Source organism: Desulfitobacterium sp. THU1 (assembly GCF_038181555.1).
Classification (GTDB): domain Bacteria; phylum Bacillota; class Desulfitobacteriia; order Desulfitobacteriales; family Desulfitobacteriaceae; genus Desulfitobacterium.
This window is the reverse complement of record NZ_JBBWUA010000009.1, coordinates 1-24,153: the sequence shown is the minus strand read 5'-3', so window position 1 is coordinate 24,153 and position 24,153 is coordinate 1. Positions and strand designations below refer to the sequence as shown.

31 protein-coding genes are annotated in these 24,153 nt (G+C 43.8%); all 31 read left to right on the top strand.

The features are described 5' to 3' along the window. Positions 1 to 7: 7 nt before the first annotated feature. Positions 8 to 547, top strand: a complete 540-nt coding sequence (gene rplE, locus AAC978_RS09270; RefSeq protein ID WP_341547760.1) for a 50S ribosomal protein L5 — start codon at positions 8 to 10, stop codon at positions 545 to 547. 20 nt (positions 548 to 567) lie between these two features. Continuing rightward, positions 568 to 753, top strand: a complete 186-nt coding sequence (locus AAC978_RS09265; protein ID WP_341547759.1) for a type Z 30S ribosomal protein S14 — start codon at positions 568 to 570, stop codon at positions 751 to 753. 25 nt (positions 754 to 778) lie between these two features. Next, positions 779 to 1,177: a 30S ribosomal protein S8 gene (gene rpsH, locus AAC978_RS09260; RefSeq protein WP_341547758.1), complete on the top strand. Its 399-nt coding sequence runs from the start codon at positions 779 to 781 to the stop codon at positions 1,175 to 1,177. Positions 1,178 to 1,201: 24 nt separating this feature from the next. Next, the gene (gene rplF, locus AAC978_RS09255) at positions 1,202 to 1,756 is read left to right on the top strand and encodes a 50S ribosomal protein L6 (protein WP_341547757.1); all 555 of its coding nucleotides are present in this window, start codon (positions 1,202 to 1,204) and stop codon (positions 1,754 to 1,756) included. Positions 1,757 to 1,808: 52 nt separating this feature from the next. Beyond that, positions 1,809 to 2,177 carry a 50S ribosomal protein L18 gene (gene rplR, locus AAC978_RS09250; RefSeq protein WP_341547756.1) on the top strand — a complete coding sequence of 123 codons (369 nt, stop codon included), beginning with the start codon at positions 1,809 to 1,811 and terminating at the stop codon, positions 2,175 to 2,177. Between the two features lie 24 nt (positions 2,178 to 2,201). Then, positions 2,202 to 2,699: a 30S ribosomal protein S5 gene (gene rpsE, locus AAC978_RS09245; protein WP_341547755.1), complete on the top strand. Its 498-nt coding sequence runs from the start codon at positions 2,202 to 2,204 to the stop codon at positions 2,697 to 2,699. A gap of 12 nt (positions 2,700 to 2,711) precedes the next feature. Further along, the gene (gene rpmD, locus AAC978_RS09240; protein WP_341547754.1) at positions 2,712 to 2,894 is read left to right on the top strand and encodes a 50S ribosomal protein L30; all 183 of its coding nucleotides are present in this window, start codon (positions 2,712 to 2,714) and stop codon (positions 2,892 to 2,894) included. An 18-nt stretch (positions 2,895 to 2,912) separates the two neighbouring features. Further along, entirely contained in the window at positions 2,913 to 3,353 is a 441-nt protein-coding gene (gene rplO / locus AAC978_RS09235; RefSeq protein ID WP_341547753.1) for a 50S ribosomal protein L15, read from the top strand. Position 3,354: 1 nt separating this feature from the next. Continuing rightward, positions 3,355 to 4,644, top strand: coding sequence for a preprotein translocase subunit SecY (secY, locus tag AAC978_RS09230; RefSeq protein WP_341547752.1), 1,290 nt, complete (start codon positions 3,355 to 3,357; stop codon positions 4,642 to 4,644). Positions 4,645 to 4,655: 11 nt separating this feature from the next. Beyond that, on the top strand, positions 4,656 to 5,306 hold the full coding sequence (locus AAC978_RS09225; RefSeq protein ID WP_341547751.1) for an adenylate kinase: 651 nt from the start codon (positions 4,656 to 4,658) through the stop codon (positions 5,304 to 5,306). Continuing rightward, positions 5,299 to 6,045 carry a type I methionyl aminopeptidase gene (map, locus tag AAC978_RS09220; protein WP_341547750.1) on the top strand — a complete coding sequence of 249 codons (747 nt, stop codon included), beginning with the start codon at positions 5,299 to 5,301 and terminating at the stop codon, positions 6,043 to 6,045. The genes AAC978_RS09225 and map overlap by 8 nt, the downstream gene beginning before the upstream one ends. A gap of 34 nt (positions 6,046 to 6,079) precedes the next feature. Then, positions 6,080 to 6,298, top strand: a complete 219-nt coding sequence (infA, locus tag AAC978_RS09215; RefSeq protein ID WP_341547749.1) for a translation initiation factor IF-1 — start codon at positions 6,080 to 6,082, stop codon at positions 6,296 to 6,298. Positions 6,299 to 6,320: 22 nt separating this feature from the next. Beyond that, complete coding sequence (gene rpmJ / locus AAC978_RS09210) at positions 6,321 to 6,434, top strand: 50S ribosomal protein L36 (protein WP_005810119.1); 114 nt, start codon at positions 6,321 to 6,323, stop codon at positions 6,432 to 6,434. A 173-nt stretch (positions 6,435 to 6,607) separates the two neighbouring features. Further along, the gene (rpsM, locus tag AAC978_RS09205) at positions 6,608 to 6,979 is read left to right on the top strand and encodes a 30S ribosomal protein S13 (protein WP_341547748.1); all 372 of its coding nucleotides are present in this window, start codon (positions 6,608 to 6,610) and stop codon (positions 6,977 to 6,979) included. Between the two features lie 18 nt (positions 6,980 to 6,997). After that, a complete protein-coding gene (gene rpsK / locus AAC978_RS09200) occupies positions 6,998 to 7,387 on the top strand; it encodes a 30S ribosomal protein S11 (protein ID WP_015261010.1) in 390 nt (129 codons plus the stop codon). A 12-nt stretch (positions 7,388 to 7,399) separates the two neighbouring features. After that, positions 7,400 to 8,026 carry a 30S ribosomal protein S4 gene (rpsD, locus tag AAC978_RS09195; RefSeq protein WP_341547747.1) on the top strand — a complete coding sequence of 209 codons (627 nt, stop codon included), beginning with the start codon at positions 7,400 to 7,402 and terminating at the stop codon, positions 8,024 to 8,026. 57 nt (positions 8,027 to 8,083) lie between these two features. Continuing rightward, positions 8,084 to 9,031: a DNA-directed RNA polymerase subunit alpha gene (locus AAC978_RS09190; RefSeq protein ID WP_341547746.1), complete on the top strand. Its 948-nt coding sequence runs from the start codon at positions 8,084 to 8,086 to the stop codon at positions 9,029 to 9,031. A gap of 26 nt (positions 9,032 to 9,057) precedes the next feature. Then, on the top strand, positions 9,058 to 9,396 hold the full coding sequence (gene rplQ, locus AAC978_RS09185) for a 50S ribosomal protein L17 (protein WP_015261013.1): 339 nt from the start codon (positions 9,058 to 9,060) through the stop codon (positions 9,394 to 9,396). Between the two features lie 497 nt (positions 9,397 to 9,893). Further along, the gene (locus AAC978_RS09180) at positions 9,894 to 11,681 is read left to right on the top strand and encodes a sensor histidine kinase (RefSeq protein WP_341547745.1); all 1,788 of its coding nucleotides are present in this window, start codon (positions 9,894 to 9,896) and stop codon (positions 11,679 to 11,681) included. Continuing rightward, positions 11,678 to 12,298 carry a response regulator transcription factor gene (locus tag AAC978_RS09175; protein ID WP_341547744.1) on the top strand — a complete coding sequence of 207 codons (621 nt, stop codon included), beginning with the start codon at positions 11,678 to 11,680 and terminating at the stop codon, positions 12,296 to 12,298. The genes AAC978_RS09180 and AAC978_RS09175 overlap by 4 nt, the downstream gene beginning before the upstream one ends. 132 nt (positions 12,299 to 12,430) lie before the next feature. After that, positions 12,431 to 13,129: a hypothetical protein gene (locus AAC978_RS09170; protein ID WP_341547743.1), complete on the top strand. Its 699-nt coding sequence runs from the start codon at positions 12,431 to 12,433 to the stop codon at positions 13,127 to 13,129. Further along, a complete protein-coding gene (locus AAC978_RS09165; protein ID WP_341547742.1) occupies positions 13,119 to 13,796 on the top strand; it encodes a hypothetical protein in 678 nt (225 codons plus the stop codon). Before AAC978_RS09170 ends, AAC978_RS09165 begins: the two co-directional genes overlap by 11 nt. 91 nt (positions 13,797 to 13,887) lie before the next feature. Next, positions 13,888 to 14,973 carry a signal peptidase I gene (locus tag AAC978_RS09160; protein WP_341547741.1) on the top strand — a complete coding sequence of 362 codons (1,086 nt, stop codon included), beginning with the start codon at positions 13,888 to 13,890 and terminating at the stop codon, positions 14,971 to 14,973. 308 nt (positions 14,974 to 15,281) lie between these two features. Continuing rightward, positions 15,282 to 16,022, top strand: a complete 741-nt coding sequence (locus AAC978_RS09155) for a SipW-dependent-type signal peptide-containing protein (RefSeq protein ID WP_341547740.1) — start codon at positions 15,282 to 15,284, stop codon at positions 16,020 to 16,022. A gap of 41 nt (positions 16,023 to 16,063) precedes the next feature. Beyond that, on the top strand, positions 16,064 to 16,294 hold the full coding sequence (locus tag AAC978_RS09150; protein ID WP_341547739.1) for a hypothetical protein: 231 nt from the start codon (positions 16,064 to 16,066) through the stop codon (positions 16,292 to 16,294). Between the two features lie 107 nt (positions 16,295 to 16,401). After that, positions 16,402 to 17,115, top strand: coding sequence for a SipW-dependent-type signal peptide-containing protein (locus tag AAC978_RS09145; RefSeq protein WP_341547738.1), 714 nt, complete (start codon positions 16,402 to 16,404; stop codon positions 17,113 to 17,115). A gap of 184 nt (positions 17,116 to 17,299) precedes the next feature. After that, positions 17,300 to 18,064 carry a SipW-dependent-type signal peptide-containing protein gene (locus AAC978_RS09140; RefSeq protein WP_341547737.1) on the top strand — a complete coding sequence of 255 codons (765 nt, stop codon included), beginning with the start codon at positions 17,300 to 17,302 and terminating at the stop codon, positions 18,062 to 18,064. Positions 18,065 to 18,133: 69 nt separating this feature from the next. Next, the gene (locus AAC978_RS09135) at positions 18,134 to 18,838 is read left to right on the top strand and encodes a SipW-dependent-type signal peptide-containing protein (RefSeq protein ID WP_341547736.1); all 705 of its coding nucleotides are present in this window, start codon (positions 18,134 to 18,136) and stop codon (positions 18,836 to 18,838) included. Between the two features lie 82 nt (positions 18,839 to 18,920). After that, positions 18,921 to 21,995, top strand: a complete 3,075-nt coding sequence (locus AAC978_RS09130; protein ID WP_341547735.1) for a carboxypeptidase-like regulatory domain-containing protein — start codon at positions 18,921 to 18,923, stop codon at positions 21,993 to 21,995. Between the two features lie 142 nt (positions 21,996 to 22,137). Next, on the top strand, positions 22,138 to 23,277 hold the full coding sequence (locus AAC978_RS09125) for a DUF5305 family protein (protein ID WP_341547734.1): 1,140 nt from the start codon (positions 22,138 to 22,140) through the stop codon (positions 23,275 to 23,277). Positions 23,278 to 23,505: 228 nt separating this feature from the next. Further along, positions 23,506 to 24,153: hypothetical protein (locus AAC978_RS09120; protein WP_341547733.1), on the top strand; the 648-nt coding region annotated here is incomplete at its 3' end.

The window sequence follows — 24,153 nt, the reverse complement described above, 5'->3', positions numbered from 1 at the left end:
ACCCTAGTTGGCTCGTCTAAAAGATAAGTTCACCAGTGAAATAGCTCCTGCTTTACAGCAGAAGTTCAACTATAAGAATGTGATGGAAATTCCTAAACTCGAAAAAGTAGTTATCAATGTGGGCGTGGGTGAAGCCATCCAAAACTCTAAAGCAATCGATGCTGCCGTCGGTGATCTGATGAAAATCACCGGACAAAAGCCTGTTGTAACCAAGGCGAAAAAGTCCATCGCTGCTTTCAAACTCCGTGCAGGAATGCCAATCGGAACGAAAGTAACCTTACGCGGCGACCGTATGTATGAGTTTGTTGATCGTTTAATGAATGTTGCGTTACCTCGTGTTCGTGACTTCCACGGTGTATCCGATAAAGCCTTCGACGGACGCGGTAACTATACACTCGGAGTTAAAGAGCAGCTTATCTTCCCGGAAATCGAGTATGATAAGATCGATAAGCTCCGTGGTATGGATATCATTTTCGTCACAACGGCGGGAACCGATGAGGAAGCTCGTGAATTACTCGGAATGCTCGGAATGCCATTCCGTAAGTAGAAAAAGGAGGGTCCTAGAGCGTGGCTAAAAAGTCAATGATCGTGCGTAATGCACGTGAACAAAAATATGCAGTTCGCTACCATAACCGTTGCAAACTCTGTGGCCGTCCCCACGCATATATCCGCAAGTTCGGAATATGCAGGATTTGCTTCAGGGAGTTAGCGTACAAAGGCGAGCTTCCTGGCGTGAAGAAGGCCAGTTGGTAAGGCGTAAGGAAGGGGGAAGACTCAAGTGGCAATGTCAGATCCAATTGCAGATTTCTTGACCCGCATTCGTAATGCAGGCACAGTTTATCATGATAAAGTTGAAGTACCTGCTTCCAATGTCAAGAAAGCGATTGCTGAAATCCTAAAAGAAGAGGGTTTCATCAAAGATTTTGAATACATTTCCGATAATAAACAAGGAGTAATCCGTTGTTATCTGAAATACGGCCAGAATCGTGAGCGCGTTATCACCGGGCTGAAACGGATTAGCCGTCCCGGACTGCGCGTTTATGCGAAAAAAGATGACGTACCGAAGGTTTTGGGAGGCTTAGGTGTGGCAATTATCTCCACATCCAAAGGTCTCATGACCGACAAGCGGGCTCGTCAAGAAGGTCTTGGCGGAGAAGTGCTCTGCTACATTTGGTAATCACATACTACGGAGGTGCAGAGAATGTCTAGAATTGGCAAGCGGCCCATTGGTATTCCTAGTGGCGTCGACGTCAAAATAGAAGGCAGTGTTGTCACCGTTAAAGGACCTAAGGGAACTTTAACTAAAGAAATGCATTCGCATATCAACATTGCTCTAGAAGATCAACAAATCGTCGTGACACGTCCTGACGATGAGCCTCTCAGCCGCTCCCTGCATGGTTTAACACGTACTCTAATCGCTAATATGGTTGAAGGAGTTACGAATGGTTTTACCAAGAGCTTGGATATGGTTGGAGTTGGCTACCGTGCTGCAAAGCAAGGTAACAAATTAGTTCTCTCGGTTGGTAAATCTCATCCTGTTGAGCTGATTCCTTTTGATGGAATCGATTTCGAAGTTCCTGCTCAGAACAAGATTATTGTTATGGGTATGGATAAAGAGCTTGTCGGTGATTTTGCCGCTGAGATCCGTAAAGAACGTCCTCCTGAGCCTTACAAAGGTAAAGGAATCAAGTATTCAAACGAAATCGTCCGTCGTAAAGCTGGTAAAGCCGGCGCTAAAAAGGGCGCTAAGAAGTAAGATCTAAAGCAAGGGCAAAAACTCTTGCAACAATGAAAGGAGTGAGTTTCCTTTGATCACACAAATTGACCGTAAAGCAATTCGCAAGAACAAGCATAAGCGCGTTCGGAAAAGCGTATTCGGCACAGCGTCACGTCCGCGTTTGGCCGTATTCCGAAGCCTCAACCATATTTACGCTCAAGTTATCAACGACGAGCTAGGAGTGACTTTAGTGGCTGCTTCTTCTTTAGACCCAGAGTTTAAAGCTGCAAATCTTGCAGGAGGCAACATTGAGGGAGCACAAAAAGTTGGCGAATTGGTTGGTAAACGAGCACTAGAAAAGGGAGTTTCCAAAGTGGTTTTTGACCGTGGCGGAAACATCTACCACGGACGGATTGCGGCTGTCGCACAAGCAGCTCGTGAGGCCGGTCTAGACTTCTAAGACACGGTAAAGGAGGGAAATTCATTGGCGAATATCGATGCAAGTAAAGAGTTGACTGAAAAAGTCGTTCATATTGCCCGCGTGGCAAAAGTTGTCAAAGGGGGACGCCGTTTCAGCTTCAGCGCACTCGTCGTCGTCGGCGATGGCCACGGCAATGTCGGAGCTGGACTCGGTAAAGCCGGAGAGGTACCTGAAGCCATTCGCAAAGGCATTGAAGATGCCAAAAAGAATATGGTTTCGGTACCAATGATTAGCACCACAATTCCTCATCCAATCGTCGGCAACTATGGAGCAGGTTCAGTACTTCTGAAACCGGCTCACAAAGGTACCGGCGTTATCGCTGGCGGTGCAGTTCGTGCTGTACTTGAAGCAGCTGGCGTAAAGGACATTCTCACCAAGTCTTTAGGATCCGCAAATCCTCACAACATGGTGAATGCTACAATGACTGCCTTAAAATCTCTGAAGCGGGCGGAAGATGTTGCTAAACTCCGCGGAAAAACCGTAGAAGAAATTCTGGGTTAGGGAGGGTTAGCAGTGAAAATAATAGTAACACTCGTAAAAAGCCCGATTGGGTATTCAGAGAACCAACACAAAGTCCTCAAAGCCCTCGGCTTAGGGAAGCTGGGTTCAAGTGTAGTTCATGACGATACACCCAGTATCCAAGGGATGGTTCGCAAATGCGCACACTTGGTTGCGGTGGAAAACGTCGCAGAATAGAAGGAGGTGTTGACGAGCATGAAATTGCATGAACTTAAGCCTGCAGAAGGTTCAACTAAAGCTCCTAAGCGTCTAGGCCGCGGAATCGGTTCTGGAACGGGTAAAACCTCTGGTAAAGGTCATAAAGGTCAAAAAGCCCGTTCTGGTGGCGGTGTACGTCCTGGATTCGAGGGCGGCCAACAACCTCTGGCCCGCCGGATGCCAAAACGTGGCTTCACAAATATCTTCAAAAAAGAATTTGTAGTATTGAATGTCCGCGACTTGGAGCGCTTTGAAAATGGCGCAGTCGTGAACTATGAGAGCCTTTTCGAAGTGGGCCTCATCAAGACAGTCAAAGATGGCGTAAAGATACTGGGAACAGGAGAACTGACCAAAGCCCTGACTGTACAAGTTGACAAAGTCAGCCCATCCGCAGCGGAGAAGATTGTCGCTGCCGGTGGAAAAGTCGAGGTGGAATAAGATGATCGTCGATTCCCTGAAAAATGCCTGGAATGTGCCAGAACTCAGGAAAAAAATCGGATTCACCTTATTGATGTTCCTTGTTTTCCGGATTGGTGCTCATATTCCGATTCCCTTCATCAACCATGATGTTCTGTCACAGATGTTGGGATCGGGCACATTATATGATTTCTTAGATACTTTTTCTGGTGGATCGTTTAGAAGGTTCTCGGTCTTCGCTCTAAGCATTACACCCTATATCACAGCCTCGATTATTCTTCAGCTCTTGACGATTGTCATTCCTTATCTGGAGCGTTTAGCTAAAGAAGGGGAATACGGGCGGAAGAAAATCACTCAGTATACTCGTTATGGAACCGTTATTCTTGGCTTTATCCAAGGTTTCGGTATGACCTTCGGTCTCCGGGGAGCTCTTCTCATTCCTCAACCAGGAATGGAATGGGCTATCTATCTCCTCGTAGCTCTAATCCTTACCGCTGGAACAGCCTTCCTAATGTGGTTAGGAGAACGGATTACGGAGAATGGGATCGGTAACGGGATATCCTTGATCATCTTCGCTGGGATTGTGGCTGGAGTGCCTGATGCGATTAAGTACATTGCCGGACTCCTCAAGGTTGGTGAAATCAATGCCCTTTCCGTTCTCGGACTGGTTGTTATCGGCGCAGCGATTATCGCTGGAGTTGTTTTCATCCAAGAAGGACAACGGAGAATCCAAGTTCAATACGCTAAACGTGTGGTCGGCCGTCGGACATATGGAGGTCAAACCTCACATATTCCTATGAAGGTCAACCAAGCCGGGGTTATCCCCATCATCTTTGCAATCTCCTTGCTCGCATTCCCGAGTACGATTGCAACCTGGATGCCGGCAACCTCAGGTTATGTTCAGTTCGTGAACAAGTGGATGGTCATGAATGGCTCGCTGACTTCGATTCCCTATCTGTTCATGTATGCGATATTGATCATCTTCTTCACCTACTTCTACACCGCGGTATCCTTTAATCCCGTGGATGTGGCAGATAATCTGAAGAAGTATGGCGGGTTTATACCTGGACTTCGCCCCGGTCGTGCTACGGCCGATTATCTTTCCAAGATTTTAAGCCGCCTCACTCTGGCTGGCGGAACCTTTCTCGCCTTGATTGCAGTTCTTCCGAGTTTAATTATCGGACTGACTGGAATTCAAAACATTTCATTAGGTGGTACCTCACTCTTGATTGTCGTGAGCGTAGCACTTGAGACCATGAAACAATTGGAGTCCATGCTTATGCAGCGGCACTACCAAGGTTTCATGAAATAAGGAGGTAAACTATGAGAGCAATCCTCATGGGACCACCTGGGGCCGGAAAAGGAACACAAGCTGCCGATTTAATTACGAGGTATCAAATTCCTCATATTTCTACCGGGGATATGTTCCGAGCTGCAATTAAAGCAGGGACTGCCCTAGGCATCAAAGCAAAAGAGTATATGGATGCCGGTTCCCTCGTGCCTGACGAGGTAACCATCGGGATCGTCGCTGAGCGATTAGCCGAGCCCGATTGTAGCAAAGGTTTTTTGTTAGATGGTTTTCCACGGACAGTCGCTCAAGCGGATGCCTTAGATAAGATCATCAGTGATCTGAAGATGAACCTCGATGGCGTTATCAATATCGAAGTTCCCGAAACTAAGCTCCTTGAGCGTCTGACGGGACGCCGGATTTGCCGGCAATGTGGAGCAACCTATCATATGGTATTCAATCCACCAGCTTCTGAAGCTTGTGACAAATGCGGTGGAGAACTTTATCAAAGAAACGATGATACTTTGGAAACCGCCAAGAACCGATTACAGGTCTATAATGATCAAACTCAGCCCCTCATCGATTATTATCGAGAAAAAGGATTGCTGAAGGAGATAAACGGGGACCAAGATATTGCAAAGGTTTTGCAAGACATTGTAAAAGCCTTGGAGCATGCTCATGATTGAGTTGAAAAATCCTTCTCAAATTGTACGGATGAAAAAAGCAGGAAAGATTGTGGCTGACACCCTTCAGTTGATGCGCGAAAGTGTGCGACCAGGAGTCACCACAGGGGAGTTGGATCGAATCGCCGAGGAGTATATCCGAAAATGCGGTGCGGTTCCTGCCTTCAAAGGGTATAATGGATTCCCATCCTCTTTATGTACTTCTGTCAATGAGCAAGTGGTTCACGGGTTCCCCGGTTTAAGGACCTTGGAATCTGGAGATATTATCAGTATTGACTGTGGTGCGGTTTTTGATGGATATGTGGGAGATGCAGCGATTACCTTGCCGGTTGGTGAAATTTCTGAAGAACTGCAGATGCTATTGCGAGTTACTGAAGAATCCTTGATGCTGGGGATACCCCAAGCAATCAAAGGCAACCGCCTCCAAGATATATCGCATGCCATTCAAACCCATGTGGAAGCCCATGGCTTATCCGTTGTACGAGACTATGTCGGCCATGGAATTGGCCGGGCGATGCATGAGGATCCGCAAATTCCCAACTACGGTAAGCCAGGCCGAGGGCCACGACTCGAAATCGGGATGGTTTTGGCTATCGAACCTATGGTTAACTTGGGAGCTTACGAAGTGAAAGTCTTAAGTGACCATTGGACTGTCGTGACGAAGGACGGTAAAGCATCTGCCCATTTCGAACACACAGTAGCCATTACAGAAAATGGCCCTGAGATATTAACTCGGAGTTAAATACACCCGATGGAGTGCCGGAGGAGGGCTGAACATGTCAAAAGAAGACGTTATTGAAGTTGAAGGAAAGGTCCTGGAACCGCTGCCGAATGCCATGTTTTTAGTGGAATTAGCTAATGGACACCAGGTTTTGGCGCATGTATCTGGGAAGATCCGGATGAATTTTATACGTATTCTGCCGGGAGACCGAGTTACTGTGGAGCTATCTCCCTATGACTTGTCTCGCGGGCGGATCGTATATCGGTTTAAGTAACGACCAAAGGGAGGGGATTACGGTGAAAGTAAGGCCTTCTGTGAAAAAGATCTGTGAAAAATGCAAGGTCATTAAGCGCCATGGCAAAGTCATGGTGATTTGTGAAAACCCGAAACACAAACAAAGGCAAGGATAAGACAAAGGAGACTCACCGTTGCGCGGCTGGTTGGAACTAGAGCTAGATCCAATGTAGCGGGAGCTGTCTACTTGCTTAACTAGAGTTTGTTGCGGATGGTTTGTTTAGTAATATTGTCAACCGTGGGGCATGAGCCCTATCGGTGTAACAGCTTATGGGGGTGTAAAGTTTAGATGGCACGTATCGCTGGAGTAGATTTACCGCGGGAAAAACGTGTTGAAGTGGGTCTCACCTATATCTATGGCATAGGTCTTCCCACCGCACACAAAATCCTTGCCCAAACCGGCGTCAACCCGGATACTCGTATTCGTGACTTGTCCGAAGAGGAAGTGAATAGCCTCCGGGAAGTTATCGATAAAGAAATTAAAGTTGAAGGTGACTTGCGTCGGGAAGTATCCCTTAATATTAAGCGTCTGATGGAAATCGGTTGCTATCGTGGATTACGTCATCGTCGTGGGCTTCCTGTACGTGGACAACGTACGAAGACGAATGCTCGTACCCGTAAAGGTCCGATCAAAACTGTTGGAGCAAAACGCAAAAAGTAGTAAGGGGGGATTAACGAGATGGCGCGTAAAGTTGTACGCACAAAACGCCGTGAGCGCAAAAACATTGCTACAGGCGTTGCCCATATTAAGTCAACGTTTAACAATAGCATGGTCACGATTGCCGATACAAATGGTAATGTGATCTCCTGGTCCAGTGCAGGCGCACTTGGCTTCAAAGGATCTCGTAAGAGCACTCCTTATGCTGCCCAAATGGCTGCTGAGACCGCTGCTAAAGCTGCTATGGAACATGGCTTGAAAGAAGTAGAGTGCTTCGTCAAAGGACCGGGAGCTGGCCGTGAGGCTGCTATCCGTGCCCTCCAAGCCGCTGGTTTAGAGGTTAATATGATTAAAGACGTGACGCCGATTCCGCATAACGGTTGTCGGCCTCCGAAACGTAGAAGAGTATAAGGAGGTGTCATCATGGCAAGATATACAGGCCCTGTTTGTCGTTTATGTCGTCGGGAGGGTATGAAGCTCTTCCTTAAAGGAGATCGTTGTTATACAGGCAAATGCGCGATTGATCGTCGTGCTTATGCTCCTGGCCAACACGGTCAAAGCCGTGGCAAAAAGCCAACTGAATACGGCATTCAGTTGCGTGAAAAACAAAAAGTACGTCGTATTTATGGCGTTATGGAAAAACAATTCCGCAGCTACTATGATAAGGCTAATCGCCAAAAAGGGATCGTCGGGGAAAACCTCCTTCGTCTCTTAGAGCGTCGTCTTGACAACGTTGTATTCCAACTTGGCTTTGCAACGTCTCGTCCGGAAGCTCGCCAACTGGTTCGCCATGGTCACTTTACGGTGAATGGCAGCCGTGTTGATATTCCTTCCTTCCTTGTTCGTGTAGGGGATGTAGTTGGCGTCAAAGAGGCCAGCAAATCTTCACCGCGTTTGAAGGAAATCCTGTCCAATTTGGACCGGACTCCACCGAAATGGATGAGCTTGGATGCTACAGCTGCTACAGGAACAATCATTGAACTACCTGCTCGAGACGATATTCAAATGCCCATCCAAGAACATCTTATTGTTGAGAAATACTCCCGCTAATCATGAGCTTAGGATGGCTTGTTGATATCAAGTTCCCGAGAAAGAAGGTGCATTCCGATGTTAGAAATCGAGAAGCCCAAGATTGAATGTGTCGAACGAACTGACGATAATTCATATGCTAAATTTGTCGTTGAGCCTCTCGAAAGAGGGTATGGGATTACTCTAGGCAACTCCTTGAGAAGAATTCTCCTATCCTCTCTTCCGGGGACTGCAGTCACATCTGTAAAGATCGAAGGGGTACTCCACGAGTTTTCTACTGTACCGGGGGTTTTAGAGGATGTCACAGACATTATTCTGAATCTCAAGAGCCTTGCTTTAAAAGGGCATACGGATGAAATCAAAGTTCTCCGTCTTGAAGCCGAAGGAGAAGGAGTCATCAAGGCCGGTGATATCATCACCGACGCTGACATTGAAATTCTCAATCCGGACTTGAAGATTGCAACTTTGGATAAGGACGGTCGCCTCTTCATGGAGATGACTGCCGAAAGAGGACGGGGCTATGTTCCGGCTGATAAAAACAAGAAGCCAGACCAAGCCATCGGAATCATTCCCATTGACTCCATCTTTGCACCCATCTATAAGGTCAATTACACGGTTGAAGATACTCGCGTCGGTATGGTCACAGACTATGACAAGCTAACCCTTGAAGTCTGGTCCAACGGCAGTATCACACCGGAAGAAGCGACCAGTTTGGCTGCGAAGATTCTTAGCGAGCATCTACGCCTCTTCATCGGACTCACCGATAAGCTCAACCATGTTGAGATCATGGTCGAGAAAGAAGAAGAAGCGAAGGACAAAATCCTGGAGATGACGATTGAAGATCTTGACCTATCAGTCCGCTCTTACAATTGTCTGAAACGGGCCGGTATTAACTCCGTAGAGGAACTGACCCAAAAGACGGAAGAGGACATGATCAAGGTGCGTAACCTCGGTCGCAAGTCCTTGGAAGAAGTGGAGTCTAAGTTGAAAGACCTCGGCTTGGGGTTCCGCAAAGCTGAGGACTAATTCGGTGCAAAAGGAGGGGAACAACATTGGCTTACCGTAAATTGGGAAGAAACATGGGTCATAGAGGCGCAATGCTTCGCAACCTAGCAACCTCCCTTTTAAAACACGAGCGCATTGAAACCACAGAAGCCCGTGCTAAAGAGGTAAATGCTATTGCTGAGAAGATGATTACTCTCGGCAAACAAGGCGATCTCGCAGCACGTCGTCACGCTATGAGTTATCTGATGGAAGAAGATGTGGTCACCAAATTATTTGAAACCATCGCTCCAAAGTATGCTGATCGCCAAGGTGGATATACCCGGATCATGAAGGTCGGGTATCGCCGCGGAGACGCAGCAGAAATGGTTCTTATTGAACTCGTTTAATTACACACGTTCGTAACGCATTCTTGGTCTATACTAAGAAGTGAGGCCAGGTTGTCAAAGACAGCCTGGCTTTTTTTATTTTATGAAGTATGAGCATAAATCGAGTTCATGAAGCATATACTCACACGTGAATTAAAGTGAATATGCAATTGTAAAGGTCAAATCTTGTCCATTGAACTCATCATGGATGGGGAGAATGTAAAAAAAAGTCCTCCAAAGAGTGTCTAAAGTGTAAATAACTAAGAAGACTGGCGAATTTAGATGGAAATATATGGTTGAACATTGATGTGGTTCGAAAGTATAATATGCATGAACGTGTGATGCGATGACCCGCAACTTGATCTTGGTCACCAGCAGTTGCGGCAGCTAGTGGTGAAACCGGCACACCCTGAACTTAGGTGTGTTTTTTTGTATGCAAATGTATCTGGTGACTACAAGTCGTAAAGCTTCCATCCTCGATAAGTGGGATATAACGGCTAAAGAAGAGGTGTATATGAATGTCTGCGAGTCTGCGTTATTTAATAAGGCAGGGCGTATTCTTTCTAAATCCGCCGAGGGATTTGGATGCGAAACAAAAAGTGCTAACGGCCTATCGTTATATTTCCTGGTTCATTACCTCCCTATTTTATATGATGGGTCCTCCCCGTAACAGCTATATGTATAAATTAGTCGTTGTTATTGCTCTATTTGTTTTTAGCACAATAATCTTAGACTATTACATCAGTAGCAAAGAGATTAGTTCAATACGTTTTGTAGCTGCCATTGAGACACTGGGCTTAACGCTACTTTTGGTCCCTACAGGTGGGCTTGATAGTCCCTTCATATGGTACGCTCTAAACCCCGTGTTAATTGCCTTATTCTATCTCAGAGGAGTATACTGCATAATCAATCTGGCTTTCTACCTTATTGCTTCAGTCGTTATAAGCTTAGAGCTTTTTAGTAGTGAAGGGATGACCGTTCTTGAGCTCATCAGAGAAAAGTCTTATATCATCTTGGTCTATATCCTCGTGACTGTGGCAATGAGATTATTGGCTTCTCTAGTGAAGCAACTGGATCAGCAAGCCGCAGAGTTACAAAGGCAAAAGCAAGCTCTTTGCAGTATAAACGAAGAACTCCACGAAGCAAATTCCCTTGCTAATCGTTCCTTGGGTCATATCATGTCTCTCTACCATATCCTTGAAACCTTCTCTTCAAGAGAGGAGACACATTCCATCCTCGAACAAATGGTTCACTCTACAGCCCAAATATTGGAGAGTAGGGCCTCCTTTATCTGGATTAGTTCCCATCAGGCTAAACCGATGAGTATATTAGGTCAAGGACTCACCTCCTGGCAAATGGATACACTAAGTAACTATCTAGATAAGTTAACAAAAGAAGAGGAAGAAAAACGCAAAAAACGGAGTGCTATCCATTTTAAGGACTCAAGCTATCGAATTGTACCGATAAAGTCCTCCGCGCGCTTTTATGGATATATTGGAATAGAGGGTGTATCGGTTCAGTTCAAAACAAGCCGAAAAGAAAGTCAATGGAATAATGAGCTTAAACTACTTAATTTTCTTGGGGATTTGGTGGCCATAATTCTCGAGAGACATGAACTTGAGAAATTATCCTCCAAGCTTCTCATCCTCGAAGAACAGAACCGCATAGGTAATGAGATACACGACAGTGTTTCACAGCGTTTATTTAGTATACTCTGTGGTGTCCACACCTTGCATGTTTCTTGGGATAGTTTAGACGAAGTAACCATTAATCAACAGTTGGACCTAATCGAGCAGTCCACAAAAGAAACCAGCAAAGAACTGAGATCCTCGATTTATCAGCTTAGCACGACTAAAAATGGAGTAAAGCCATTTAAGGATAATTTAGAGATTTATCTAAATGATTTTGCTAGTTTAAACACCATTGAAGTTAATTTTGATTATAGGGTTGCCGAAGAACGCATCTCTTCATCATTAAAACAAGCACTATACCGAATTATTCGAGAGGCGGCGGGGAATGCAGTAAGACATGGACACTGCAGCAAGCTAGATATCCGACTATGGATTAATGAGGCATCTTTAGAACTTACAGTCACGGATAACGGGAGTGGGTTTAACACAGCCCTGATTCTTCAGGATGAAGAAGGCCGAGGGTTGGGCCTCAAGAATATGCAGGTCCTTACTCAAACCTTTAGCGGGCTATTTGAACTATCAAGCAGCGAGGGAGTTGGAACAACACTTCAAATAAAGTTTCCCTTAGGCTGTGAAACTGAGTATTCGATAAAGCGGCGTGGAGGTGCAGCATGAATATTGTCATTGTCGATGATCATCCGTTAGTTCGTCAGGGATTGACAGCTGTAATTACTGTCGAAGGAGATATGAATTTAGTCGGAGAAGCGTCCACAGGAGAAGAAGCAGTCCGCCTTGTTGCCAAGGTTAATCCAGATGTTGCCCTAATCGATCTCAGACTGTCAGAAATCTCCGGACTCGAAATTATTGAGAAGTGCAAGGAAAATGCTCCTGTGTGTAAATACATCATCCTAACCTCCTCTGTAGCTAGAGAGGATTTCCAAAGGGCTCGTGAGCTTGGTGTAGATGGTTATGTACTTAAAGAGGCTTTTCCAGAGGAAGTTGTAACGGCCATTCGTTTGGTTTATAGGGGCCGAAAATACTATGATCCTGCTATGATCGATTGCATGATGAGTAAAGATGAAAGTGAAGGACATGTGGAACAGTTAACACCTCGCGAAATGGAAGTGTTGGTAGCTTTAGGTGAAGGGTTATGCAATAAGGATATTGGGAAAAAGTTATTTATCACGGAATACACTGTAAAGAAACATGTCAGTCAGGTTCTGGCAAAGTTAGAATTAGCAGATCGTACACAGGCTGCACTCTATGCGCGGGAGAAGAAGATAACAGCATAAGAAAGATTACAGCATAGGAAAGATTTAATCACAGTGTTATGGGAACTGTTCTAGCTTGTGGAAATTCTCAATATACAAGTATAGAGCTCATGGTGCGTGAGTAATATTCCCAGCGAAGGGAGATAGAATAGAATGTCAAAAAACAAAAGAAAGAGGCATAATGGGAAATACGTTATCATTGTCGCTGCTATTATTGCCTTGAACACAATGGGAATGACATATGCGCATTGGGATAATCAGTTAAAAATCCAAACAAGCTTACAGACAGGGAATATGGATCCAGCTTTTTGCGGGGAAAACTACTGGATCAATATTGTCAGGAACGGGAGTGAGCAGGGGAATCAGCCCAGTTGGGATGACAGTGAAAAGGGGATTAATGAAAGTGCGCTAAGCAATTTAGACATCAGTTTTGATGAAAAGAGACAAACCATGAACATCACTGGGACACTGGAAGATGGGTATAAAGCATTTATTCATTATGCTGTGGTCAACGACGGCACAATTCCGATAAAATATGCCATAGATAAGGGAAGTGACGATCAAGTTAAAAAACTCATGATGGGTGATAACTTTAAGGTTAAAGTTCAACAACAAGCTAAGGTTCTGGAACCCCAGGAAAAGTCGCTCACAAATAATGGTAATGTCAATCACAAATTAGAAATCCAGATACCCAATCAGCTGGAGAGCAAAGGGAATGCTAAGAAGAGTGAACAACTTGCAGAGACTGGGCAAACTCATGTTGAACTAGGAACGTACTCCTTTGAAATCGGCTTGCCCTTTAAACAATGGACCGAGGATCAGTCCTCAGGGGGGTATGGGGATGAAGATTAAGAGTAATGTGGTAATCATCTTAATCAGTTTAGCGACAGCCACAGTATTTGTCTCAGGAGGCTATAGCTACTGGCAGAAAGAAATAAAGATCAAAGGGGATATCACGTTAGTTAGGCCGGTACCAGTCATGGTGATGCCGTTGTTAGGGCAGCAACTGCCATTAGCTCCAAATAGTCCGCTATTTGTGGGAGAACAGCCGCCATTAGCTCCAAATAGTCCGCTATTTGTGGGAGAACAGCCGCCATTAGCTCCAAATAGTCCGCTATTTGTGGGAGAACAACCGCCATTAGTACCAAATAGTCCGCCCTTTGTGGGAGAACAACTGCCATTAGCTCCTAATAGCCAACCAATTGTGGGAGAACATCCACCTGTAGATTCAAATATCCCACCGATTGTGGAAGAACAACTGCCTAATGTGCCGGTATATAGCGGGGCAGATACACAGAATCCAGGGCAGCAGGATCAGCAAGATCGTCAAAAAGGTGAAGAAAATCCAATAGCACATGTCGAAGAACCAGTGCAAATTGAACAGCCACAACAAGCACAAACCCAGCCTAACCAGACTCAGCTGAGCCAACCGGTAGATACAATCGAGCAAATAAACGAACCGAGTCCCACTAATCAACCTCAAGAGAACGTGAGGGATGAGAATAATGCAACCCACTAGATTTTCAAAATCCAGATATGCCCTCTTAGTAGGGCTTATTCTTTTTGGATATTGCATGGACAGCCCCATTATTAAAAGGATGATTGGAAATATGTTCTTTGTTAATACTGTCCAACAACCATTACTGTGGCTTAGCATTGGAGCATTAGTATGGTTTTTTCCGGCAGTACGACCAACGGGTAAGCTTAAAACGCGGGGATCCTTGCATTTCTGGTCCTTTTGCTTTGCATTTATTATGATTGTTGTCCAAGTGCTGGCGGGACTAGTTGACGGATTAGGAAAAAGCCCCTATGATCATTCAGCCTTCGGGTTAATTAGTAATGTATTAATCGTCGGATCGGTATTGGTTGGACGTGAATTAGCTAGGCATTATTTAGTGAATAGCATAACTCGTGAGGAGAATTATCGAGTTTTCTTAGCTGTAACAATTCTGATGACGATAATTAGTTTTCCGATTACAAAATATAGTGGCTTAATAAGTTATGAAGAAATTGCAAAATTTCTTGCTCAATTTTTAGTGCCGGAATTTACGAAGAATTTATTAGCTACAGTACTGGTGTTTTATGGTGGACCACTGGCATCTATTATCTTTATCGGAACGCTTGAGGCCTTTCATTGGCTTTCACCGATTCTTCCAGATTTAAAGTGGATTACTGCTGCCCTGGTCGGCATTCTCACCCCAGTATTTTTATTAAGTTACGTGCAGATTATTTATGAGGATGAGACGCGAAAACGTCGACGGGATAAGGAGCAAGAGGAAAATCCTTTGAGCTGGATTATTACTACACTCATTTCGATAGGAATCGTTTGGTTTTCTGTAGGGGTATTCCCAATATATCCTTCAGTTATTGCAACTGGAAGCATGATTCCGATGATTCAGCCTGGTGATGTTATTCTAGTGGATAAAAAGATTGATGTAATGAGATTAGCTACGGGAGATGTGATCCAATTTCGGAGGGATGATATTCTGATATCCCACCGAATTATTGAGGTGATTGAAAAGGATGGAATAAAAAGTTATAAGACTCAGGGGGATAATAATAGCGGCCCAGATCGAGAGTTAGTTAAACCAGAGAATATTAAAGGTTCAATAATTAAGGTGGTTCCAAATATAGGATGGCCTACATTATTGATTAAGAGTGACAAAGATATTCCTATGGATGATATAGTGTTTTAGTGGGAAATGAACAGACAATGAGAAAATTTGATGCCTATTAATTAGAGCAGAGCAGGTCATAGAACTTGCTCTGCTCTGTTATTTGAGGTAGAGTGCTTCATCTGCTGAACAGAAATGGTACTAATGGAGTAAGCGAAATAGCCGAAATACCCATAAAATACTACTTGTTCGTCTAGTTAAAATGCCTACTGATGAGTGAATTCATAAAAGGCACAACCTCTTATAATGAAAATGTAAGCCAGATAAAACATAGTGGCCGGCAAATTTATCTGGTTTAACAAAAAAGGTAATAAAGGAGCGGATTTATAATGAAGAAAAAGATAATTGCCCTTACTCTTGCTGCTTCGGTTATGCTGACTGGCGCCGGATATGCGTATTGGACGGATAAGGTAACTATTGATAATACGGTTTCAACTGGAGAATTTGATGTTAAGGTTATTTCTGCTTCCACTGGTGGCCGCACTGATGCTTATACTGGTATCAATGGTACAGAATGGGGGAAATATGTATATTCTGATGCTTATGTCGGTAACCACCCTAATCTATCCGATGCTGAAAAAGACCTTATTAAATCTACCTTTACGGATAAGACAGTAACGGCAAAACTTGGGAATCTATTCCCAGGTTCCTCGGCGAATCTTTCCGTTCAAGTCGTAAACGATGGGACGATTCCAGCGGTGTTTGATTACGCAACTGTTGACATTGCAGGTGATGATAACCTTAAGAGTAAAATGGTTTACTGGTTGTATTATAAAATCACTGATCAAGATCCAAGTACAGCAGATTTAGAGAAACGTGAATACTATACAGATCTAAATACTTATGAGGCTAATTTGAATGCTCTACTTGCCGGAATTACACTTGAGCCAGATCAAACACTTACAATTGGCGATGAAGGCGACCAATTAGGAAACACCTTTACGTTCCGTTTACCAACTACTGTAGATAATGACGACAATGTAGAAGGCAAATCAGTCGATTTCACTATGAAAATTAACTGGAAACAACATAACGCACCACTTACACCAGATGCTAATAAAGTTAGATAACTAATAATCGGAGCAGAGTAGGTCTTAGAACTTGCTCTGCTTTGTTTTTTGGGGGAGTGTTTCCTCTGCTGGTCGGGGTGGGGCCCCTGCCCCATCCGCACGGAAAATGTATCCTTAAGCGGGCAGAGCAGAGCTCTGCCCCTACGATCTGGGTCGGCGTGAACTTGTTGAGCGATGAGCAGTACATATGGTACCAAAGTAGCAAGCGAAATAGCCAAAATATCCACAAAATACTACTTATTCGTCTAGTTAAAATGCATACTGATGAGTGAATTGGTCAAAGTCACAACCTCTTATAATGACAATATAAGCCAGATAAACAAATCAGCCGGCAGTTTATCTGGCTTAGTAAAGAATTTAATAGAGGAGCGAATAAATCATGAAAAAAAAGTTAATTGCCCTTACTCTTGCTGCCTCGGTCATGCTGACTGGCGCTGGATATGCATATTGGACGGATCAGGTAACGATCAATAATTCTGTAAGCACAGGCGAATTTGATGTAAATTTCGTGGATGATCAATTCTATCCGAAGATCTTTGGAGCTACGGGTGAGGCCTATATTACAAAGAGCGTTGTTCAGAATGACGAAAATACCAGCACAGTAGCGATTAGTAATTTGTATCCAGGGTCAACAGTTCGCTATGAACTTAAAATCAGAAACGACGGATCGATACCAGCACTTTTTGATAATGCGGTGGTAACTGTGACGGAGAACCAACAAGGTTTTACCGATGCACTTTTAACACAGGTTTTTGTTAAGAAGTATCATGCAGACGGTACAGCATACGTTCAAGGGGAGAATGGCTACTGGGCTGGAGCGTCTTTGGGATGGAAACCAGCATCTGCTTTACAGACTAACTTAAATACCATAATGGCTGGACTTCGACTTGAGCCAGGCGAGTTTGTTACCTTTGATGTCCCCGATGAGTATATGGAAGAATACTTAGCTCAGAATCCAGATGGAGCTGAAGGCCAATGTGTGGAAATTAAATTACCGGGTACGGTAGGAAATGCAGCGAATCCTGATCAATTTGAAAAGGCCGAAGCTTACATTAATATGACAATCAATTGGAAACAACATAATGCTCAATAATAAGGGTTTTTATCCGATGACTACCAGCCGTAAGCCTCCCATCTTCTATAAGTGGGAGATAACGGCTGCTACGTCCCTGGATAAGTTCTTCTAAGCTTCAGATGGAGTAAGTATTCATCTTAGGCAAACTTCACCTGAAACTAAGAATCACTTGATAATTTAATAATAAGGAGAGTGTAAAAAAATGAAGAAAAAGCTAATTGCCCTTACTCTTGCTGCCTCAGTAATGCTGACTGGCGCTGGATATGCGTACTGGACGGATCAAGTAACAATAAATAATGCTGTATCGACTGGTGAATTCAATGTTAGCTTCGTAGATCAGAATACAACACGTGGCGGCGATAATGGCGCTAATCCTTATTGGGGTGCTTACGTTAAACATGAGGGTCGTTTAAATGGGCCTGCAACCGTAGTATCGCCAGATAAGAAAACGGTTACAACAAAGGTCACCAATATGTACCCAGGAGCTTATGCTCAGTACTACGGAACTATCGCCAATGACGGAACTATCCCTGCAGTCTTTGCAAGTGCTACTGTAAGCTTTACGGGCAAAGATGGAGCCACTACTCTAACCCCTGCTGAACAAGAACTAAAAGACAATCTCAAATTTGCCTTCGGGTATGTGATTACCGATGCCCAAGGAAATAAGATTTTACCGAATCCCAATTCCGGTGATGGGAGATATTATGCCTCGGGGAATATCGCTGATTTAGAATCTAAGTTAAATATTTTACTAGCTAATGTTAGGATGGAGCCAGGTCAAAAGTTATCCTTAGATTTTCCGACTGTAGAAGATGCTAAAGCGGCTATGGAATCCATTGGTTACCCATATAATGATGAAATGCATTGCATTACTTACACTTTGAATACTGCTGCAGATAATGATATTGAAAATCAAGAATTAGGCATCAGTATGACTATCAATTGGAAGCAACATAATGCTCAATAAACCCTAAAAATAAAGAAAGAGTTATTTCAGCTATTATAGAAGAATCGGCAATAAGGAGGATATTAGCTCATGAAAAAAGGGATATTGGCGTTAACTCTTGCTGCCTCGGTCATGCTGACTGGTGCCGGATACGCCTATTGGACAGATTCCTTGGCAATCAATAATACCGTTTCCACAGGTGAAATGAAGGTGGAGTTTATTGATAAGGGGCAAACGGGTTTCCCCTTTGGAATCGCTTATGACAACGCAGGTGAATTTGCCTATGTGGCGTCGGAAATAGATCAAACCGATGCGAAAACGACGACGATTACCTTATCAAATATGTATCCGGGAGTTGTGGGGAGTTACTTTGCTGTCATAGAGAACAAAGGCACGATCCCAGCTGTCTTCGATAATGCAGTGGTCAGCTTCGGAGCAAATACTGATCAAGAATTAAAGGATGATATCTGGACTGTAGCGGGGTACGAGTTATACGACAAAGATGATCAGATTAAAGGAGCAAATTTGGCCGTGGCGCAAAGTCTTGACGAACTACAGGCTCAACTAACCACTCTGTTTTCAGGTTTAAGGCTAGAACCGGGTGATTATATTATGCTTGACGTTCCCGAAGAAGGCTACGCAAAGATTAAGGAGTTTGCGCCCGGATGGGAACCGAAAGAAGGACATTCCTTACACTTCATAATGCCAACCACGGTTGAAAATGATGACAATGCTGAAGACAAGACAGCAGAATTCGCTATCACTATCAATTGGAAACAGCATAACGCACAGTAAAAAAATAGGGAGGCTGGTTCCATAATTGGACAGCCTCTTTTGAGACTGAAAAGCAACAGTCTTAATGCGAAGGAGGATCGTTATGTTATTGAATCGTTTTAAAAAGAATAAGCTTATGGTAGTTTTAGCCCTCACGATTATGATGCTATTTTCATTCGGGCAAGGTGCTGTATTTGCTGCCGATAGTGCTTCAGAAGAAGTCAAAGGAGAAAAACCTTTCCCTTCACCAGCACCGGCTACTCGTTCCTTGCTTGCGCTTCAAAATGGAACCATCGGTAATGATAATGTGCAGGCAAAGATCGGCAGCGATGGGAGATTTAATGCAGGGCTTAAGGAGTTAGGGCGAGATAATTGGTTCAATATGATCTATGCCTGGCCATCTGATCCCTGGAGCTCTTTCACTTCCTTAAAGGTTGACGGAATAGATAAAGTGTTTGGCAATACGAATGATGGTCAATTCGTTCAGATTCCTCGCAACATGAATGACTTTACCAATGAAGCGATATGGAAAACGGGGGATGTTTCTGTAAAGCAGGTTGTCCAAGCAGGATTAAATCCGGCAACGGGTATTGACGATGCTATTCAAATCAAATATGTCTTGACGAATACGGGAGCAAACAATCATGAGGTTGGACTCCGGATAATGTTTGATACAATGGTTAATGGCAATGATAGTGCACCTTTCCGAGTGCCTAGCGAAACAGGTATGGAATCTATAAACTACGAAAAGGATTACTTAGGGGATCAAGTCCCGGCCTTTTGGCAGGTCTTCCAGACCTTTGATAATCCTGACATCAGTGCCCAATATACCATGCGTGGACGTAATGCCACCCCACCAGATCGCTTTAGTATTGCCCGTTGGGGAAATATTGATAATACTATGTGGGATTACAACATCAATCCAGGTTCATACACTGGAGACAGTGCAGTTGGTATGTGGTGGAATCCAGTGACGATAGCCCCGGGAGAAACTAAAACAATTATTACATATTACGGACGCCCAGGAGTAGGCGGTAATGATACTCTGGTTTTAAGTGGTAGACAACGTATCCCTTATGAAGAGTGGTCAACGACCCCCTTTAATATTATTGCTTACCTTCATAACAATACGGGGTCTATGTTAAATGGTGCACGGTTGGAAATCATTCCAGGGCCTGGGATCAATCTGGTTAATCACGATGCTTCCCATGCAATTGGTCAAGTCATGATTGGGGATACGACCCAGACAACTTGGAGTATACAGCCGAATCAAGCGGGGATACACAATCTGACAGTTAATGCTTATCAGGAAGGAAATCCTATACCTTTTGCCACAGCTCAGTATGGAATTGAAGCTCTTGAACCGGTTGTTCCTCCGAATGTTTCCCTAGTGGGAAATAGTGGGATTGCCCCTGATGGTACCCCGATAGCGGGAAGAATGAGCCCCCTCACCATTAACGCTGAATTTGCTAATCCTCCGGCACTGGGGGTTACTCTAATCGCGACTGATGCTAATGGAGATCGCTATGAACAACAAATGACTTCTGCTGATGGAATTCATTGGACCCATAAGTTTACCCCAAGCAGTGTAGGACTATGGGAGTCGCCAATGAGTATCCAAATGATTCCCCTTTATGCTGGAGGTAACGGGGCACCACTAACGTTTAATGTAATCCTAATCGATCCAAGCGGTTATGTATTTAATGCTACACAAGGTGAAGGGTGGAGATTACCCGATGCTACAGTTCGTCTTCAGTATTTTGACCCAGCACTTCAAGCTTGGGTTAATATGAGTGAAGATGCTTATAGCGGAAGAATGTCTCCGATCAATAATCCACAGTTAACAGGTGAGGATGGTAGGTATGCGTGGGATGTAGCGGCTGGACAATATCGAGTGGTTGTCAACCGCGTTGGTTTTGATAGCATGACCAGTAATCCAGTCGATGTTCCACCAGAGGTAACCGACTTAAATATTGGCCTTACCCCCAATGATCTAATTGCTCCGAGTATTTCCTACTCGGGTATCGCAGGGGGTCAAACCTATGTGGATCCGGTAAGTTTGCAAGTTAGTGCTACGGATGCTACTTCAGGATTGAGAAGTCTTGCTTATTCTATCAACGGCGCTCCAGAAGTCAAGGCTGATGGAGGCGCGGCTACTGTAGACTTCGCTGCGGTTGGCGCATATGTGGTGAATTTCTCCGCAGTTGATTATGCCGGTAACTCCGTTACCGAGAGTGTTTCCTTTAATATTAATGCCGGGGCACAAACTGGATTTAAAATTAATGTTCCTGGCTTAGCTGGGATTCGTGCAGAGTTGCTTAATCCACAAACCAATGCGGTTGTCGCGTCTTCTGATTGGGGAAGCGAGAGTGTTATGATTAAAGATGTTACCGGTTTGTTTAAGATTAGAGTAACTCACAATAATCCTGCTTTTAATGTTCCGATCTCCTATACCACACCTGTACCTGTAAATGTGACAAATGGTGGGGAGTATACAATTAACCCGGTAAATATCGTTGTGCCTCCTTTCAAAAATGCACCTGGAATCCCAGCCGAAGTCGCTGCAGAAGTAATGTTTAATAATCAAGTTATAAATGCGCCGATAACCGTTAGTACCACTACCGGAGGAGCAATAAAAGTGCTTCCGCTCAATAGTGGAAAGTATCAAGTACAGCTCAAGTACAGAGCAGAGAATTCAAATGCAAACATCGTATTCACGGAGGGAACTAATACTCCTGGCAATGCAGTTTATACTGTAAAAGCCCCAGGTTTGTTCCAAATTAAAGCAGAACTACTTAATCCTGAGTCCAATGCAGTTGTCGCAGCGTCTGCTTGGGGGAATGGGAGTGCCACAGTGACCTCTCTGCCTGGTGACTATATCTTAAAAGTAACCCGCAAGCACCCGGGATTTGATAATCCTGTTGCCTTCACTGTTCCTGGCGTGGTAAGTGTGAAAAATGGTGGATCTGCTACAATTCTACCGATGTTAGTCAAAATCCCAGCTCTTGTAATTACTCCTGAAACCCCCAAAACTTTTTATGGGCAGGTATTTTACAATGACATGTCGGCAGATGTCAAACAACTGTTTTTACCTTTTGTTGGAGGAAGCTTCAAAGAGTTGCCACTTAATGATGATCAGTACGAAGTACGTCTAACCTATGATCCGATCATAAGATAATTGGGTATTTCACAGAAGAATATTGTCAAAGAGCACCTAATTGGGTGCTCTTTATTTATGGAGAAAATTATATATGTCAAAAGGAATTAAATGGGTATGTATAGAATTAACCATATAAAGAAAATTTTGGGAGTGCTGCTAATTGAAGAAAATCCAAATTCAAAAGAATCTCAGATTAGCTATTGGGTTAATATGCATTGTGCTCGTAGTCATCCTTGGAGCACTTTGTTTCTACGAGTATAAGTACCCTGGCGTTGAAGAAACGAAGGTACCTCTTTATGGCTATACGGCTAAAGAAGAGATCAATTATGAGGTTGTCCTTAAACCCAACTCGTTATATGATACGAAAAGTTTGAGTGAGGGACAAACTTACTTGACGAACTTCGCTAATTATGTTGCTACAGTTTTTACTTATGAGTTCGTCGGCGAGCGAGAAGCTGAGATTAATGGAAATTATGAAATAGTCGCAATAGTCGAAGGATATACCGGCGAAGGAGAGACGTTCATAAGTCTTTGGAAGAAGGAGTTCCCCCTTGTCCCTAAGACTAGTTTCGAGGCAAAGGATAAGAGTTTCTCCCTATCAAGGAATATTCCGCTCAAAATCGGTGATTACAATGCGTTCGCTGAGAAGATCAGTGAAGAATCTAAAGTTAATGCTCAGGCCAAAGTAACGGCCATCATGAATGTTGAATTAACCGCTAAGACAGATAAAGGGATTATCGAAAAAAAAGCTAGTCCATCACTAGAGGCCCCTCTCAATACAGGATACTTTAAAATAACCAAGGTCCAAAGTGAAAGTAAACCAGAAGCTATCGAAGGGATTGAATCTGTTCAATTGCCCCTAAACCAAAATCTTCTGATCGGCTATGGTATCGGGATCGGATTATTACTGATAGCTTTGTTAGTTCTTCTTTTTGGAACTAAGAAAGCGGAAAGCGATCCTTATGCAAAAGAAATTAAGAAGATCTTTAAGAAGCATGGAACTCGCTTGGTTGCTTTGGAATCAGAAGTCACTGCCACAAGCGGTCAGCAGAATCGAGTCCGTTCCATAGAGGATTTGGTGAGGATTAGCGATGAGTTAGGCAAACCGATTATCTATAAGTACAGTGATAATCCCAAAGAGAGTTCGCGATTTTGGGTTATCGATGATCAACGATATTATGTATATGATGTGAAAGAGGTTATCGAGTCAGGCCTTTCCTTAAAGGAAAAGGTGAGGGTGTCAGCCTCTAGAGATAAAGTTGGAGATGGTAATAAAGCGCCCACACCCGCCGCCTTTTAATGCGGGGGTCTTAGAGCAGATTAGGTGCAGTAATAAAGGGAAGAACCAATCAAGAAATGATTTGGTTCTTCCCTTTATATTTCCATATTAATCCAGGTACCAGAACCTAATAGACTTTAGGGTACTAAAAGATAATACCTTTTATGGATTTAAGGTCAGTATTCTAAAAATATAATAGAAGGGGATAGGTAGGTAAAGTTTTAAAGTTAATTCGGGAGTGTGGTAATAATGAGAAGTGAAAGAAAGAAGAAGCTTTTACAAAGAACGGTTGGATTAGCATTGTTTATCCTAACTCTCTATTTTGTTTTTAACGCCTATACAGGGCTTACTTATGCAATTGAACTCAGTACAACTCAATCGGGAATAACGATTGATCAAGCTGAGCTTTTTAATATAGGAAATCTGTATCCCGGGCAACCCCCAGCGGAATCAAGGAGACCACTCAAAATCAAAAACACGGGAACATCAGATTTACAATGTGTAATTTCCTCTGAGTTAAGCAGCGGGGACGATGAACTTTATCAAATTTTAAAGTTAAATATTATAGATCAAGGAACAACTGTTTACAGTGGGAGCCTCGGTAATTTAAAGAACTTTGATCTTGGGGCGATTAGACCTGGAGGAAATAAGACGTTTGATTTTACCTTAGAACTACCTGCTGAGGTGGACAATTCCTATCAAGCATTGAGCACTTCCTTCCGGTTTAATATCGCAGCTGCTGGCGGTTCTGGAAACGATGACCCAGGAGACGACCCGGGAGATGACCCAGGAGATGACCCAGGAGATGACCCAGGAGACGACCCGGGAGATGACCCAGGAGATGACCCAGGAGATGACCCAGGAGACGACCCGGGAGATGACCCAGGAGATGACCCA